This is a genomic window from Ancylomarina subtilis, from assembly GCF_004217115.1.
GTDB lineage: Bacteria > Bacteroidota > Bacteroidia > Bacteroidales > Marinifilaceae > Ancylomarina > Ancylomarina subtilis.
Window position 1 is genome coordinate 187,132 of record NZ_SHKN01000001.1, and the last position, 17,112, is coordinate 204,243.

General features: G+C 35.8%; 17 protein-coding genes. 2 read left to right on the forward strand and 15 right to left on the reverse strand.

Going from position 1 to position 17,112, the window contains the following annotated elements:
* Positions 1–34: 34 nt before the first annotated feature.
* The 10 genes from EV201_RS00700 to rpsF all read right to left on the reverse strand — a co-directional run bounded on the left by EV201_RS00700 (position 35) and on the right by rpsF (position 9,597).
* A complete protein-coding gene (locus EV201_RS00700) occupies positions 35–580 on the reverse strand; it encodes a DUF1697 domain-containing protein (protein ID WP_130305486.1) in 546 nt (181 codons plus the stop codon).
* A gap of 190 nt (positions 581–770) precedes the next feature.
* Positions 771–2,483, reverse strand: a complete 1,713-nt coding sequence (locus EV201_RS00705) for a dipeptidase (protein ID WP_130305487.1) — start codon at positions 2,481–2,483, stop codon at positions 771–773.
* A gap of 323 nt (positions 2,484–2,806) precedes the next feature.
* Positions 2,807–3,217, reverse strand: a complete 411-nt coding sequence (locus EV201_RS00710; RefSeq protein ID WP_130305488.1) for a hypothetical protein — start codon at positions 3,215–3,217, stop codon at positions 2,807–2,809.
* A 416-nt stretch (positions 3,218–3,633) separates the two neighbouring features.
* Positions 3,634–4,416: a LytR/AlgR family response regulator transcription factor gene (locus tag EV201_RS00715; protein ID WP_130305489.1), complete on the reverse strand. Its 783-nt coding sequence runs from the start codon at positions 4,414–4,416 to the stop codon at positions 3,634–3,636.
* Between the two features lie 66 nt (positions 4,417–4,482).
* Positions 4,483–5,526, reverse strand: a complete 1,044-nt coding sequence (locus EV201_RS00720; RefSeq protein ID WP_130305490.1) for a histidine kinase — start codon at positions 5,524–5,526, stop codon at positions 4,483–4,485.
* A 51-nt stretch (positions 5,527–5,577) separates the two neighbouring features.
* Positions 5,578–6,627: a sensor histidine kinase gene (locus EV201_RS00725; RefSeq protein ID WP_130305491.1), complete on the reverse strand. Its 1,050-nt coding sequence runs from the start codon at positions 6,625–6,627 to the stop codon at positions 5,578–5,580.
* A 137-nt stretch (positions 6,628–6,764) separates the two neighbouring features.
* Positions 6,765–8,207, reverse strand: coding sequence for a hypothetical protein (locus EV201_RS00730; protein ID WP_130305492.1), 1,443 nt, complete (start codon positions 8,205–8,207; stop codon positions 6,765–6,767).
* A 299-nt stretch (positions 8,208–8,506) separates the two neighbouring features.
* Positions 8,507–8,950, reverse strand: coding sequence for a 50S ribosomal protein L9 (rplI, locus tag EV201_RS00735; RefSeq protein ID WP_130305493.1), 444 nt, complete (start codon positions 8,948–8,950; stop codon positions 8,507–8,509).
* 24 nt (positions 8,951–8,974) lie between these two features.
* Positions 8,975–9,244, reverse strand: a complete 270-nt coding sequence (gene rpsR, locus EV201_RS00740; RefSeq protein ID WP_129254426.1) for a 30S ribosomal protein S18 — start codon at positions 9,242–9,244, stop codon at positions 8,975–8,977.
* Between the two features lie 2 nt (positions 9,245–9,246).
* Entirely contained in the window at positions 9,247–9,597 is a 351-nt protein-coding gene (rpsF, locus tag EV201_RS00745; protein WP_207224358.1) for a 30S ribosomal protein S6, read from the reverse strand.
* A gap of 332 nt (positions 9,598–9,929) precedes the next feature.
* Between rpsF and EV201_RS00750 the strand changes: the two genes are divergently transcribed.
* Entirely contained in the window at positions 9,930–11,054 is a 1,125-nt protein-coding gene (locus tag EV201_RS00750; protein WP_130305494.1) for a universal stress protein, read from the forward strand.
* Between the two features lie 82 nt (positions 11,055–11,136).
* Here EV201_RS00750 and cysK read toward each other — a convergent pair whose 3' ends face one another.
* From cysK to modA, 5 genes are all read right to left on the reverse strand, one after another.
* Positions 11,137–12,048 carry a cysteine synthase A gene (cysK, locus tag EV201_RS00755; protein ID WP_130305495.1) on the reverse strand — a complete coding sequence of 304 codons (912 nt, stop codon included), beginning with the start codon at positions 12,046–12,048 and terminating at the stop codon, positions 11,137–11,139.
* Positions 12,049–12,076: 28 nt separating this feature from the next.
* A complete protein-coding gene (epsC, locus tag EV201_RS00760; protein WP_130305496.1) occupies positions 12,077–12,916 on the reverse strand; it encodes a serine O-acetyltransferase EpsC in 840 nt (279 codons plus the stop codon).
* A 380-nt stretch (positions 12,917–13,296) separates the two neighbouring features.
* A complete protein-coding gene (modC, locus tag EV201_RS00765; RefSeq protein ID WP_130305497.1) occupies positions 13,297–14,385 on the reverse strand; it encodes a molybdenum ABC transporter ATP-binding protein in 1,089 nt (362 codons plus the stop codon).
* Positions 14,382–15,101, reverse strand: coding sequence for a molybdate ABC transporter permease subunit (gene modB / locus EV201_RS00770; RefSeq protein WP_242610437.1), 720 nt, complete (start codon positions 15,099–15,101; stop codon positions 14,382–14,384). The genes modC and modB overlap by 4 nt, the downstream gene beginning before the upstream one ends.
* A complete protein-coding gene (gene modA / locus EV201_RS00775; RefSeq protein ID WP_165389553.1) occupies positions 15,079–15,855 on the reverse strand; it encodes a molybdate ABC transporter substrate-binding protein in 777 nt (258 codons plus the stop codon). The genes modB and modA overlap by 23 nt, the downstream gene beginning before the upstream one ends.
* A 553-nt stretch (positions 15,856–16,408) precedes the next feature.
* On the opposite strand from modA, the gene EV201_RS00780 reads away from it, so the two are divergent.
* Entirely contained in the window at positions 16,409–17,068 is a 660-nt protein-coding gene (locus EV201_RS00780; protein ID WP_130305499.1) for a tRNA (guanine-N1)-methyltransferase, read from the forward strand.
* Positions 17,069–17,112: the final 44 nt, after the last annotated feature.

Here is a 17,112-nt window from a genome sequence, read left to right on the forward strand (position 1 = left end):
TGTTTGGACCGGCAAGATAGCTTTTCTATTCTTTTTATTCTTCACCGAGTTCTGAAAGTTTCAAAACGGTTTTCCAATTTCGTGTTGTAGCCTGGCAAGCGAGTTTTTTTTCAAAGAGGGTATTTGTTAACTTTGAGTCACTGTATTTTCCTTCACAACAGATAAAGATATCTTGTCCGATATTGACAAATTTATCAGCTCCAAAACCTATCGTGTTTAGTTTTTTTATTTGCTCTTCTTCAGGATTTTTGTCTAGTAGAGTTAAATGTAGCCGATCTATGCTGATGTCACTATTTTTAAAAAAAGGATTTTTTTCAATGGTTTGCTTCCATTCATTGAGATTTCTGACCATTACGGGTACTTCAAATTGATAGTGATCAAATATTGCCTTTTGTATTGTTGCAGCTAGTTGTGAGTTCTCTTTTTTATCATTGCTATCAAAAATAATATTTCCACTTTGGATATACGTGATACAGTTTGAATAACCCAGGTTTGAGAAGAGTGTTTTCAAATCAGCCATAAGCACTTTGCGCTTGCCGCCCACATTTATACCTCTCAAAAGAGCAATGAATTTTGTCATGATATTTTATTCAGAATTAAAAAAACAGGATTGGTGTTTCTCAAATTTATCAAATCTGAGTTATAAACAAAACAGAATATGTGTGTAAATAGGATGGCTTTGTTAACAAGTTTGTATTTGAGTTGGATTTAGAACAAAAAAAAAGGAAGCCGAAGCTCCCTTTCTTATATTTTAATAGGTTGAATCCCGATTAATGAGAAGCCCCTTTTGTTTTTAGTTTGTCACCAGTGTCTTTTGCAACGGCTTTTTTCCATTTTTCGCTATAACCTGGTTGTGTCATTTTAGGATTTTGCTTGTTACCATCCTTGGTTTTGATGTTACCATCCATAAACTTAGCAAACAGATAACCATAGAAGTCTCTCCACTCATTTGTAAGGTTATCACCTTGGTTACATGAGAAGTCTGTTAAGAATTCGATAGCGGTAGCTTTGTCTGCTTTAAACATACCTTCAGCAGCCATATCGATAATCTTTGTGAAGTTTTGGTATTTAGCTTCAAGAGCGATTTGTTTTTCTCTGATTTCAGGATGAATCTCTGAGTAACGTGTGTAAGCCAAGTTAGATACCTGGTTGAATACCCAGAATGCAGATTTGTTGGTGAAATCCATCATCTTACCATTACCAACAGCAAAGGTTTCAGGAACACGAGTTGCACCGCAATACATAGGGAAATAAACTGTAGAAGCAGCATCATCTACACCAAACCAGTTGATTCCACCTACAGCATCAGGTAACCAGTTACGAGATTGAGCAATGAAAGAGAAACCTGTTTGTTGAGTTGCAGTTGCACGCTCGTTGCAATAGGTTACGCCGTCAACTTTCCATGTTAATGGTCTCCAACGGTAAGGATTTCCGAAAGGACCAGCTCCCATATCTTTAGACATGTCTAATTCTGTTCCTTCAAGGTGGTCTCTCATGGCATCCATCACTTCCGACAATTCCACTTTATGGTCAGGTTTAACCCAAAGAGGCATGCGATTGTTTGCATAACCTTTTTTGTCAAATTTGATATTTCCTTTTGCGTAATCGAAATACTTGGCCATACCATCGTTTACACGGTTGAAGAAAGTCCAAACACGCATTTCGCAGTAACGAGCACCACCAAAATCAACGGGTGCATATGAATCTGAGAAACTAAAGTCTTTGTTTTTACCATCTTTAGGATAAAGACCTTTTTCTTTGGCGAAAGAGATCATATCCTTAGCATAAACATTAACGATTTCAGGATTGAAAATCTTATCCATTTTATCAGAAGAAATGGATGTTTTTCCTTCAAGAGGGAATTGAGTGATACGTGCGTGATTAGCGTGTCCACTAACGTAACCGTCAGGAATCATACGAGCAGCCCAAACAGCACCTTTTTCGCCGTTGCCTTTACCAATCATCTCCAGAATCCAAACCTCATCTTTATCAGAAATAGAGAATGATTCACCTGAGCTGTAGTAGCCGTATGTTTCGACCAATTCGGTCATTACTTTAATTGCTTCACGAGCTGATTTAGCACGTTGAAGAGTTAAATATATCAAACTACCATAATCAATGATAGCACCTTCCTGAGAACCCAATTGTTCAACGCCACCATAGGTTGTTTCGCCAATAGCCAACTGAAATTCATTCATATTTCCCACTACTGAGTAAGTATGAGCGACCTGAGGAATTTGACCTAGGTATTTTCCCGTATCCCACTCGTATACATCAACCATTGTACCTGGAGCCCAATCGGCAGCCGGACGGAAGTAAAGCTCACCATAAAGAACATGTGAGTCTGCAGCATAGGAAATCATGTTGGAGCCATCAGCACTGGCACCTCTGGTTACAAGGTAATTGGTACATGCACTGGCAGTTGAAGCTGTAAAAATAGCTAGCAACATGAACAGTGATGCGAAAATCGATAACTTTTTCATTCTAATTGTTTTAGCTGGTCTAAAGACAGTTAATATTTGTTTTTTGTAATAATGTATTTGTTAATGGTCATCCGTATCGATTCTTAAAAATGAGACATCAGGACCGAATGAATTTGTACAAAAATAGCAAAAAATGGGAGACTAGAAAGTGATAAATGCCTTGTTGACATGTGTTGGATAATATGATGTTGCTGACTTGGAGTATGAGGTTTTGGTGAGCTTCTGTGGGAAAAGGGCAAAAAAATAAGTGTATCTCTTATTGTTGAGGGATACACTTACTTAAATATTGGTGTTTTATGCAAACACAGCAGGAATCAGAATCGTTACTTTTTGAAGGCATAGCTTTTGGAGTTTTGGGTTCTATTCTCGGCTATTTGAACATTGTCTCCAGCAACAAAAAGCTTTTTTGATTCAACTAGAAATGTTTCTTCAACTCTTGAGTTTTCACTAACTAAAACCAAACTGTATTCACCATCTTCTAAATGTGACAGATCAAATAGTTTTTGTGAGTTAGATTCAGCTTCAACCACTTGGCTGTAGTAGATGTTACCCGCTTCATCGTATATTTTCAATCTCGCATCCGTTTCTGATGGGTTTAGTATTGACACGATAGAATAATCAGTGTTTAAATACGGGTTGATACGAAGGTGACCGCCTGCGAAAGCTGAACTCAGACTTAAAACAAATAGGGCAACGAGTGCCAATCCTCTCAATTGTAATTTTAAATTTCTCATTTTAATAAAAATTTTGGTTAATAATTAATTGTTTCGATCAAACGCTTTAAGTGGTTTCGTTTGACATTGTAAAGCTATGAACTATTCTTAGAATAGATCCAAATAAAATGGCGTATGAAGGGTGAAAATGCGAGTTTTTTCATTTCAAACGGTTTCGGCAAGCCCCGAAAATGTTTGCGTTCGAGAAGTTTATTAAAGAAAATTATCATTAATAGACTTGTTTTAGGCATTTCTCAATTATGATAACGTTTTCGTAAAATGAAGGGAAGAGGCTAAAACGTCGATTTAGGGAAAATATTAAGAGAAAAGGATATTTGGGATCTTAAAATAAAGGGAAAACCTGCGATGATTTGTGAAAGCATGAATTCTGATTCTGCAAATTAGTCGCAGGTTGTTATTCTAAATGTGGGTGTCATTTAGTCTCTTTTATTGCCGCTAAACCAGTCTTTAAAATCGTTGACTTTCTCGCGCGATACAATAAGGTCTTTATCTGAATTTTGGTTGAGTTTGACTTTTAGTCTTGAGTTGGAATGAATATTGACACCCGATATGGCATTGATGTTGACAATGAAGGAACGACCTATACGGAAAAACTCATTGGGGTTTAAAAGCTCTTGCAATTCTTCCATTTTATAATCAATAATATAGTGTTTACCATCTTTAAGCAGAATAAAAACATCACGCCCTTCACTATAGAAAAGATCGATTTCGTTGGCGGTGAAGGAGCGAAGCTTGTCTCCAACTTTTATCATGAATCGAGTCTTGTAGTTTTTCTGAATTTTAGATAAAACCTGACTTAAATCTTCGAAATTACGAAGTTTTGACTCAGAGGTCAGTGATGCACGCATATTCTCCAGTTTTTTCATACTGGTGAACAAATCGTCAAAGCTTACGGGTTTCAGCAGATAGTCAATGCTATTAAGTTTAAAGGCATTTAGGGCATATTCATTATAAGCCGTTGTAAAAATAATTGGGGTTTGGACTTGTACACGGTTGAAAATTTCAAAGCTTAGGCCATCAATTAAGTGGATGTCAAGAAAAATAAGATCGATTTTATTGTCAGGATTTCCCAACCAGATACTGGATTCAGTTACCGAATCAAATCGCTCGACTATCTCAATGTTAGAGTCGTACTTCTTGATTAAGCGCTCAAGCTTTTCAGCGGCTAAAATTTCGTCTTCAATTATAATGACTTTCATGCTGCATTATGACTTTGTGCTTCTTTAAGCGAGAAGCATTGTTATTGTTTTTGATATTGCTTTCTCTTAATGATTTTCCAATTCAATTTTTGGAATTTTCACCTTGCAGAGAGTATTGCCCTCCACACAACTTGCTTTCAGATTGCTATAAAAATGGATACTGTGGTTAATGCTATCCAGTAATGTTTCCGGATTAACTGCACGTTTCAATCGAGCCGACGATTTATAGCTAAAACTAATATATTCTTTTTCCTCTTCAATTTTTATCTTTAGTTCGGTATTGGTATTCACGAGTTGTGTTTGTTCTATGAGGTTGATGGCTTGAAGAATTGTATTGGGAACAATCATAATTTGTTTTGCATCGTGCTCTAGTTGCCATTCGATATGCAGATTACCTGAATACAAGTAGTTTTGAATTTCCTGATAGTGTTCAACTTTTTTTATTTCATCTTCGAGGCTGATAATTTCAGAATATCGGTTGCCTAAAATCCTCCGGTAGAAAAGTGCCAGATAGTCGATGTGTTTCTCGGCCTGATCGATATGTTTTTTTCGAATCAGGCTAATGATGCCTTCCAATGAACTATACAGGAAATCAGGATTGATTTTATTTCTAAAGACTTCAAGTTCGTATTTAATGTTTCTTCTGTTGACCTCTTCTTTTTGAAGCAGGAGTGAATTTTGTTTGTCCAGAAATGTGATACTGATATAGAAGAGGTGGAAAAGGATTCCGTCAAGAAGAAAAACAATAAGGAGAGATACCAGTTGAGAGCTGAAGCCACTCATTCCAATATAATAATTAAAATAGAGCCACAAACATATCGATACCTCTGAAAGGGTAATGATGAAACTACCCGAAAACATAAGACCTGTTTTTAACCAGGGTGTTGAGGTGAATCGCTTGTTTTTTTCAAACGTATTTATCCAAAATCGATAGCTTTCGAATAAAATATAGTTGACCAGAATCATGAATACCAATTCATCGGGTTGAAAATTATTGATGATTTCTGACAATCGGTCGAATACCAATAGAAGCAGCATGTATACAAAAAGTCCTGCGACAAGAGGTGCGAATATTCTGTATAGTGATTGATTTAGGTATTGGGTTTTCATTGTATAGTCTTAGTGGCTGTTTTAAGTATTCAGTAAATTAAAAGTAATTTGTTAGTTCATGTTTTGATTGTTATTACTAATGAGCGGTAAGCTTACTGTAAAGAAATCTGTTTTCTCAAGCTTGATATTCTCATTGGTGAAAAACGCGTAACGCTGTTTAATGTTTTCAATCCCAATTTGAAATGATTCTGCTTGTTTTCGTAATGGGTTGATATTATTGCTAACATGCAGGTAGTTGTTTTTGCACACTAATTTTACTTCTAGCGGAGAATTTGGGGAGATTAGGTTGTGCTTAATTGCATTCTCGACCAGCATCTGTATACTCAAGGGTGGTACAAGACTACTCTGAACGACTTCTGGTAATTCAACACTTAGCTTGTATGAGTCTTGAAATCGCATTCTAAGAATGTAATTATAGGCTTCAACAAAGGCCAATTCTTTTTTTAGAGGGATTAGAGCTTTGTCGTTCTGATCCAGAATAAAACGGTAACTCTCAGCAAATTTTCGAATAAATTCTTCTGCTTTTTCAGCATCTTTATAGAGTAAGGATGAAATGGTATTGAGCGAGTTGAACAGGAAATGTGGGTTGAGCTGCGATTTTAGAGCTTTAAATTGCAAATTCATTTGATTGTTAATCATCTCTACAGACTTAATCTCTTCTTTTTTAAGGGCATTAAAAGAAAAGATCATAAAATCGAGAATAGTATAAATAAACACGAAAATGAACAGAATCAGCAAGGCTTTTAGAAAATCATCTTTATGTTCCAGCCAAAACGTCTCGTAAGTCATACCCGTGTGTAAAATCATGTCGAAAAGCTCGAGATAGACTATGATGAGAATACAGCCAGCTATAAATAAACTGAGGCTTTGTGATAGAAAACGTAAACTGTGCTTTTTTTTCCAACTGACAACTTTATTAAGCAGTTTACCAATCCCAAATGCCGAAAAACCAGCTAATAAGCCAAAAATGGCAGAGATGAAAAATAAGAGAAATTCCTTTTGCAGAGAAGGTAAATCGCCTACCTGACTATAATGAATAAGCATGTAGCTAAGTATTCCTATAACCGGACTAATGATGATAAAACGCCAATTTTTAGACATCGTATATAAAGTGTTTGGAATATCTGAAAGGTACAAATTGAGCAACAATAAATGAACTCAATTTTAAAATAACTTCATGGCTACTTTAAATGTAGAGCCATGAAGTATTACAAACTAGAAAACTTACTATGAAAATTTTAATATCGTTTGTGTGAATAAATGGCTTTCATAATTCTGCCATAATCATACTCAGAGTTTATTTCCTGAGTTGATTGTATCAAAGCATCTTGAATTTTTTCGTTATCCAAGTCTAACTTATTTATTGCTTCCATGAGGAAAGATGCATGCTCGTAGTCCGATGAAATATTATTCGATTTTTCAATCAACTCGACCTGTTGTTTTGTGGTTAAGCCCTCTTTATTTAGCATCATTTTATAGAGTTGACTCAATTCGTATGAAGACGATATCTTCTCTGAAGCCTCCATCAAAAAGTCAAAACCTTCATCACCAAGCTTATCATACTCCATAAAGTTCATTAATATTTCTTTATAGGAGTAGTCTGATGAGATATCATCCATCATTTCTTTGAATTTGGCCTTATTTTGTGGGGTTATCATTTCATGTTTAATCATGTTTTTCATGATCTGAGTATTTTCATAATCCGATGATATGCCCTGGCTTATTTCTATAATCTTATCAATATTGTCAAGATCAAATAACTTTTCATTAATAACCGTTTTGATAATAATGCCTTTTTCATAATCAGAATCAATGTCATCGATTTTGTTCAGAATAAGATCCAATTTAAAGTTCGAGTTTTTACCCTCTGAAATAGCCAGCTTGATAAGATTCGACTTTTCGAAGTCCGAGTCGATATTATTCAATGCCGAGATAAATAACTCAAAACTGGTTTCGTTCAGTTTGTTGTTTTTGAATACCGCATTCAATATTTGTGATAATTCATAATCAGATGAAACTTTGTGCAGACTATTAAAGAATTCCTGTGAAAGCAAACTATCGTCAATAAAGGCCTCACTGTGATTTTTAAAGATTTGAGATAGTTCGTAATCAGAATCGATATATGCAGGGAATTTCTCCAGGAGTTCTTGCTTTTCCTTTTTATCCAGCTCATTATTATCGAGTAGATAGTTGACCATACGTGATTTGAAGTAGTCACTATCTGTTTCTTCCAATTCGGAAAGGAAAGCCACAATACCACCTTTTTGGTAAATTTTGTTGACACGGTTTTTTAGATCTAAACCTGAGTTTCGTACAACATGAGGAAGAACCTCTACCATCCATTCACGTCCTTTGGGTTCGAAAGCAACTTGTTTGTTGCCTTCAAAATAGAGTCTGTCCAGTTTGTTATTGCTTGATCGAAAATAAAGTTTACGTTTCATGCCAAAACTGACCATGCTTATCTTAAGATAACCATCATCGCTAATACTGATCACATCAGTGTAGTCATCATTGAATTCGATTTCACCATGCGTTGCTACTTTGATGTTTTCAGCATTCCAACTTGATCTCACAGAGCTGGTTAAATCTTTATCCTTTATGGTTGGATTCGCAACTGCCTGAGTGATTGACACGATCAGAATCAGAGCAAACAGACTTGTGATTTTAAGGAGCGTTTTCATATGCAAGGGTTTAATTTTTACAAAAATAAACGAGTGAGCCACATGTGTTTTGAATTGTCTCACATTTTCTAAGAACAATATTCAGGAAAAGTTCAGGAAATTAAAAGACAATTGACATCAATTGTTGAATATCTGTCATGAATTGTAAAGAATATGTAATTCTGAAGAAATTAGCCCTGAAAAATAAGGACGGGGGAGGGGAAAATAAAAAACCACTCCCGGAAAAAGGAGTGGCTTTTATATGTTTGTTTGAAAAGATTTAAGTTGTGTCTTAACTTAAATTAATTGAGCTGTTCAGATTATTCTGATACAACTTCGAAAGCGATATCTACTTTCACTTCTTTATGAAGTTTTACTGTAGCAGTATATTTACCGATTTCTTTAATAGCATCTTTGATTACGATAACTTTTCTGTCAATCTCAAATCCTTTAGCTTCTAAAGCTTCAGCAATTTGAATATTGTTTACAGAACCGAAAATCTTACCAGTAGTACTAGTTTTAGCACCTAAAGTTAAGGTTACAGCTTCAAGTTTTTTCGCAAGCTCAAGAGCTTCGTTTTTGATTTTTTCCTGCTTATGAGCACTTTGTCTCATATTCTCAGCATGCATTTTTTTAGCAGACTCGGTTGCTAAAACTGCCATTCCTGTAGGAATCAAATAATTTCTTCCGTAACCATTCTTAACAGTTACGATATCGTTCTTATATCCTAAAGTATGGATATCTTGTTTTAAGATGACTTCCATTTCGTTTCCTCCTTCTTTAAAAGATTATTTCATCATGTCAGTTACGTAAGGTAGAAGTGCTAAATGACGTGCACGCTTTACAGCTGTAGCTACCTTTCTTTGATATTTTAAAGAAGTACCAGTGATACGACGTGGTAAAATCTTTCCTTGCTCGTTTAAGAATTTCTTAAGGAACTCAGGATCTTTATAATCAATAAATTTGATCTTGTTCTTCTTAAAACGACAGTACTTTTTCTTTTTGATCTCAACAGTTGGTGGAGTCAAATATCTGATTTCTGATTGATTCTGTGCCATGACTATTTCTCCTCTTTAGATGCTTTAAGGTTTCCTTTTCTTTTAATTGAATACTCGTATGCGTATTTATCAAGTTTGAAAGTTAAGAAACGGATGATTTTCTCGTCACGTCTGTAGTTAAGTTCCAATTTCTCGATTAATTCACCTGGAGCTTCAAATTGTAGCAATTGGTAAAAACCAGTGCTTTTCTTTTGAATAGGATAAGCCAATTTGCGCAGTCCCCAATTCTCCTCATTTGTAATCTTACCACCATTGTCAGTAATAAGAGCCTTGAATTTTTCTGCCGCTTCCTTTACCTGAGCTTCAGATAAAACGGGAGTTACAATGAAAACGGTCTCGTAATGATTCAACATAATTTAAAAATGTTTAATTAATAAACTAATTATTAATAGTTTTACTAAGCCGCAAAAGTAGTTAATCTTTTTTAATATTCAAATTCCCTTAGGCCATAAGTTTTTCTAGTTGATTTCTTCCTTTTCATCTCCCAAGGTTTTTTTTGAGTCTAGCTTATTTTTGATTAAATTGTATAATGAACTTAATGATAAGTGGACTGGCTGTTGTGTGCTCAATAACTATTGATTTTACAGCTAAATCTCACCGATTGTTAATTCACAGATTTGTTCCATTATTTATTAGTCGTAATGGTAGACGTATTATAGTATAAACCATTTCTAAATCGACACGTATGAAAGACAGGATTGTAACTTTAGCAACTTGCAGCTATACTCGGGCAGAATTATTAAAGAGTTGTTTGGAATCAGAAGGGGTTGAGTGTTTCTTGAAAAACATCAACTTATTGCAGTCAGCAATAGGAAGTGGTGTTAAACTCAGGATCCGTGAAGAGGATTTGATTAAGGCTTTACAAATTATCGAAGATTTTAAGTTGAGCTATGTTGAAAAAGATGAAGACACACTGGGCTTTGATTCTCAAATAGTTTTAAATCGGATAATGGTTCCTGTTGATTTTTCCGACACAACACCACGCATCTGTGATTATGCTTATAATCTGGCTGTAAAATTTCAAGCTGATATTCTGTTGTTTCACACTTATTTTGCTTCCGCAATCGAAACGGTTCCTTTCTCCGACAGTTATACTTATAATGCCACTGTTGTTGAAGTTTTAGCTGAGGTTGAGAAGAATGCCACAAAGAAAATTCAGGAGTTAAAAGATTATTTAATTGCCAGAGTTAAAAAAGATAAGGTGGATGGGGTCGAGATCGATGTGGCTTTGTCAGGTGGTATTGCAAGTTCTGAGATTATAGGCATGACTAAAACATATAAGCCAGATCTTTTGGTTATGGGTAGTCGCGGAGAGACCGCTGGAACATCCAATCTTCTTGGGTCTGTTGTTTCTTCAATCATTGATAATGTTAATGTGCCGATGTTGATTTTATCAGACAAAGGAGAAAATCCGGATTTAGATAAGATTAAAGAGGTGATGTATGCAACTAATTTTGATAGGGCTGATTTTAAGGCTATTGCAACACTTAAGTTTATTACTGCCCCTTTCTTAATGAATTTACATTGTGTTCATTTTGAGGAGGATACTGAGAAGTATTCTCTGGAAGAGCATCGGATGGGAATGTTGCGAAAGTATCTGAAACGCACATTGGGGGATGATACCATCCAATGTGAAGTCTTTAAAAATGAAGATAAAATGAAGGGGATTGAAGCCTATGTGCAAGATAATAATATTGGTCTGATTGCTATTATGGCTAGAAAACACAATTTGCTTGAGCGACTATTTTTTGGTCAGATGTCGCGTAAGCTTTTTGTAAAAACACACATGCCAATTCTCATTTTTCATTAAATAATACTGTCGTCTGATTTTTCGGTGTTGAAAAAAGGGGTATCGAAACTGTATTGTTTCGACACCCCTTTTGTAATTCCGTTTAGAACAAGCCTTCTGTAGAAAGGTATCGCTCTCCCGTATCGTAGTTAAATGTTAAGATTCTGGCATTTGCTCCAAATTCCTCTTTTTTCTTATTTATAGCTGCTAAAGAGGCACCCGTTGAAATACCAGCCAGAATTCCTTCTTCTTTGGCTAGTTTTCTGACCATAGAGAAAGCTTCTTCTTGCGATACCTTTATAGCACCATCAAGGACGTTAAGATTTAAATTTGCAGGAATGAATCCAGCTCCAATTCCCTGTAGGGGGTGAGGTCCTGGAGCACCACCACTAATAACAGGGGAAGCTTCCGGTTCTACGGCAAATACTTTTAAGTTTGGAAATTTGGCTTTTAATATTTCGCCCACACCTGTGATGTGGCCTCCTGTTCCCACACCTGTAACAAGATAATCTATTCCGTCAGGAAAATCATTGATGATTTCCTGAGCTGTTGTTTGTCTGTGGATTTCTACATTCGCTTCATTGTCGAATTGTGAAGGCATCCAGCTGTTTTCGTTGGCCTGAATCAATTCTTCAGCTTTAGCGATGGCACCTTTCATACCCAATTCGCGAGGGGTTAAAACAAATTCAGCCCCATAAGCAGACATCAGTTTTCTACGTTCAATCGACATGGAATCAGGCATAACAAGGATCAGTTTGTAGCCTTTAACCGCTGCAACCATAGCTAAGCCAACACCCGTATTCCCCGATGTTGGTTCAATAATAGTGGCGTCTTTTTTTAGTATGCCATCTTTCTCGGCCTGTTCGATCATCGAAAGGGCAATTCTATCTTTAATACTACCACCAGGATTGTTGCGTTCAAGCTTGATCCAGGCTTTTGTGTTTTGTCCCAGTACCTTGTTGATTTTTACAACAGGCGTTTTTCCGATATTCTCTAAAATAGTGTCTAATTTCATGATTGTTTATTTTTTTAGTTTGTGAATTTTAAATTTGAAAATCGATGATATTGCTTTCATCGATATTTGATCTGACCTTTATTTTATGTGTGTGATAAACCAATGAATTCGAATCAACACTTGATGTCAACCACACATTACCTCCAATGATGCTGTTTTTGCCAATGATGGTGTCTCCGCCGAGGATGGTTGCATTTGAATAAATGATAACATTGTCCTCAACGGTAGGGTGACGTTTCTTTTTTGCCAGACTCTTTTTTACTTGCAAAGCACCAAGCGTAACCCCTTGATATATTTTAACATTGTTTTTTATTAGGGCAGTTTCACCAATAACAACGCCGGTACCGTGATCTATAAAAAAGGATTCTCCAATTTGCGCACCAGGATGAATGTCGATACCTGTTTTTGAATGAGCATATTCGCTCATTAGTCTCGGAATAATAGGAATTCCGGCTTTATGGAGTTCATGGCTGAGTCGGTACACCATAATGGCAAAAAAACCGGGATAGGAAACAATGACTTCGCCCAGCGTTCTTGCTGCAGGGTCGAAATCCTGAATGGCCTGAGCATCTAATAAGAGTTCTTTATAAACCTTAGGTAGAGTTATCATAAATTGTTTTGATAAATCATCAATCGATTTATTGAGCTTTTCTTTGACGGGAAGAAGCAAGAGTTTTAAATGCGTTTCCAATTGTACCAAAAGAGCTTCCTGTGCGCAATGACTCTTCGACCTTCGGGCACTGATTGGAAACAAGGTGTTCATGGCTTCTTCAACAAAATTTTGACTTAAATCTCTACTGGGAAGATCGAGTTCGTTAATTTCGCGTGAAGCTTGGAGCTCTTCCATAACTTTCGATAGATAGTTCATTCTTATCTGATTATAATATGTAATTGTAAAAGGAGAATTTGGGGTGCAGAAAAACTGCCCAATTTAAATTGAAAGTCTATAAAAAAGGATAAAACCTATAGAACTAACAACAGGGGGTACAACAGCAGCAACAACAACAGTTTAAGTTGCTGGTCGAGAAAGATGTGTTTGAGTTGAAAGAGTTTAGTCGTGTAGACGCAAACAAATACATCTCAAAAACAGATTGAGATGTTGAATATGATGCGATATGACTATTGTGTTCTCTCATTTGGAAATAAATTCTGAGACAAATCTAAGGAATATTTTTCAATTTAATACTTCTTTGTCCGAATTGTTTTATGAAGTGTAATGATATGAACATAGTTTAAACGTTTTATCATTTAAACATTCACTTTTAGTGCCATGGATTTAAATAAACACCAAACCTTCTCACCCTGAAAGAGTTTAAGTGATTGACGCGATGTTTCGGTGATGGTTACTAATAATTTAAAGCCTACATCTACGAGACAATAGGTTTGATTTCCATGCTTGATAATTTGTAAAATAGTTCCCTCAAGTTGATTGCGAATGGAAACATTTTTTATCTGATTCAGGGCAATGGCAATATCTTCAGGACGAAGAGAAACATTGATTTCATCTCCTTTTTCAAAATGTTGCAATTGCTTATTTCGTTTGATCTTGATTATGCCCTTTGGGGTTGTTTTGCTTAATTCGAAGTAATCCGTATCAATGTGTTCAATTTTGAAAGGAATCATGTTGTTTAATCCGGATTCTTCCATAATATCGATAAGCAAATCCTGTTCGATCAAATCGAGATAATTGCCTTGTGCTATAATTTGCCCATCTTTTACAAGGAGTAGTTTTTGACTTAGATTTAAAAGATCCGGTAAGTCATGACTAACCACCAGAATAGGCAGTTTCAGTTTCTGATTTATTTTAATGAGATAGGGGATAATCTGCCGGCGTAATGATGCATCGAGGGCAGAAAAGGGTTCATCCATGAGTAAAAGTCGGGGTGAAGATAGCAGGCTGCGGCCAATGGCAACGCGTTGTTTTTCTCCACCAGATAGTTGTTTGGGGAATTTTGTGAGGAGAGTATCTATTTCCAGTAATTGAACAACCTCTTCGAGACTGATTTGTTGTTTGTCTTTTTTAATATATCGAGTGGCAAAAAGTAAATTTTGGTGCACATTCATGTGTGGGAATAAGCGCCCTTCTTGAAATACGTAACCTATTTTTCTCTTATGCGAAGGCGTGAATGTCTTTGTTTCACTATCGTCTAAAATATCATTGCCAATTGCGATCTGACCTTCGTCAAGTCTTTCTAATCCGGCAATCAGTTGTAAAAGACTCGATTTTCCAGCACCTGAAGCACCAAAAATCCCCGTAATGCCATCTGAAAAGTTGGCCTTCATATCTAAAGTGAAGTTGTCTTTAGACCATTTTATATTGATAGAAAGTGTTGTCATGCCTTGTATTTGCGATGATGTAGTTTTTTTACGAGTAGTTCAGAGCCCGCTATTGCAATAAAAGAAAAGAGTACAGCAACAATGAGTAGGCGAAACGCACTTGTTTCCTGACCTGGAACCTGAATGGCAGAATACAAGGCTAAAGGTAAGGTTTGTGTTTCTCCAGCTATATTTCCTGCAAAAATAATGGTTGCACCAAATTCACCCAATGAGCGAGCAAAAGCGAGTATAAAACCTGATATTAAACCCGGTAGGGCTAATGGTAAGGTGATTCTGAAAAAACTTTGCCAACGATTCGCACCCAGCGTTTTTGCGGCTTCTTCGTAAGCCGGATCGATCATCTCAATAGATAAACGCATACTGCGTACACTCAGAGGGAAAGCAACAAACATTGATGCAATAACGGCAGCGTAATAGGAGAAGGCTATTCTAATTCCTAAAACCTCATTTAAGAATTGCCCGATAAGACCATTGCGCCCTAAAAGAAGCAGAAGAATAAAACCTGTCGCTACGGGAGGAAGGACTAAAGGTAGATTGACGAGACCTTCCAATAGAAATTTGGCTTTAAACTTACGCCTTGCAAGAAACCAACCTGTGAATATGGCAAATGGCAGACAAAGTAAGGCGCTCCAAAAAGCGACTTGTAGAGAGAGCGTGATAGCTTCCCACTCGGTATTTGTAAATTCGAAATAATTAGTCATTGATAATAAAAGCATAATCTTTCCAAATCTTTCTGGACTCAGCCTGTTTTAGAAAATTCTGGAATTTTAGAATTCTGGAGTCGGGGTTTGTGCGATGAGCTGAATAATAGAGAATAGGAGATGAACAGTCCTCCGAAAACTCATATAGGCAACGAACTTTGTTTGATTTTTTAGCATCCGAAAGATAAACAATTCCCATATCAACTTCACCCATCTCAACCATAAGTAAGGTCTCTCTTGCATTTTTGCAGGGTAATAGTCTTGATTTGAAAGTTTCCCAAAGTTTATAATGTGTCAGGATTTCTTTGGCATATTTCCCTGCCGGAACATGATCGGGATTTCCTATGGCTAAACGACCGCTGAATAAGGATAGCATTTGTTTGGGCGTAGCGTTTTCGAATGCGTCAATTTTACTTTCTTTAGGCACAATGATGGCCATCTTGTTTTTTGCTAAGTTTAATTTTGATTCAACTTGTAAGAGGTTTTTCTCTAAAAGGTAGTTGACCCAATTTTCGTTAGCAGAAAAAAAGAAGTCAAATTCAGCCCCTTGTTCTATCTGTCTTGCGAGAAGTCCCGAGGATGCAAAATTTAAACTCAATTCGACACCTGTTTTTTCATGGTACAGTTCTGACGTCTTATTTAAGACATCTTGCAGGCTGGCTGCGGCAAATATATTGAGCTTTTCTGCCTTTTTTTCAGAATTGCATGCTGTTGATATTAAGCCCGTAATCAGGCAAAAAAAGAGAATGTGGGTGCGGATTGTATTCATAGCTCTAATATAGTTTATAAAACAATACACACACATTTGTAGTCCCGATAATGTACACTTTGCTTGTGAATGAATATTGGTTTGTCGTATCTAAGCCATTTATTACTTTCAGCTGAGAACTTCTAATGAAAAAAAAATGAAATTTTATTATTGTTCAGAGCATTTTTCATTTTGACGAATGATTGATTTTTTATTAGATGTTGATTTCATTTGAAGCTGTGATTTGATATAAATTATTGATCACGGATTTTGGCATTCAGATGTGTTTGGGTTTTATCTTAAGTGACGTTTATAGTGTGTGATATTAATATGATAGTGTTAATTATGTAGTTGATGTTGAATGTTTTATTGTTTGTTGTTGTTTCGCTATATTTTATTGATTAAGCGCTTCTCATAGAAAGGGATAAGAGATGTTAAATCTTTCTTTTGTATTTTATTTTGTATCTTAAAGGATATTTTTGGTTTTTGATGAAAAAAAGGTTTTTGATTACTTATAGAATCGATATATTTTTATTTTCTTTGTGCATACAACTTTTCCAATTAATAATATCTGATGAATACAACAAAAATTTTTTCGACTCTAATTCTATTTATTTTCTTATCATTTGCAGCTTTTGCCCAGACTAATGATACAGAGCAAACTCAAACGCAAAAGACTGAAAGTACACAATCTGCAGTTAAACCTCGTGCCTATATTAAAGATGCTTCCATTAAGGAGCAATTTGAATTTATGATGGATAAGTCATCCAGATGGAAGAGCTATAAGGTGATTGAAATTGCATGGTTGAATAAATTTGAGTCCGGTTTTGTCGATTCATTAAATGCGATTAGAAATGATTATTTAAGTGCCAGAAAATTGGTAGCAGATAGAGATAAAACAATAAAATCGTTGGAGTTAGAATTGAAAGAGAAAAAAGATGCTTTAACGACTATTCAGAATGAAAAAGATAGCATGTCCTTATTGGGAATTCAGATGTCAAAGGCAAGCTACAATTTATTTATTTGGAGTTTGGTTGGAGGTTTGTTGGTGTTAACAGGTTTCTTCTTTTTACTTTTTAAAAGAAGCAATTCGGTCACCAAAGAAACCCACATTAGATTGGAAGAAGTGAGAGAAGAATTTGACACGCACAGAAAAAATGCACTTGTTCGTGAGCAAAAACTGGCTAGGAAACTACAGGATGAAATAAACAAGAATCGTAACTTAGGTATGTAATATTACCTTCTTAGAAATATAATGGAGCTTCAATCTTTCGATTG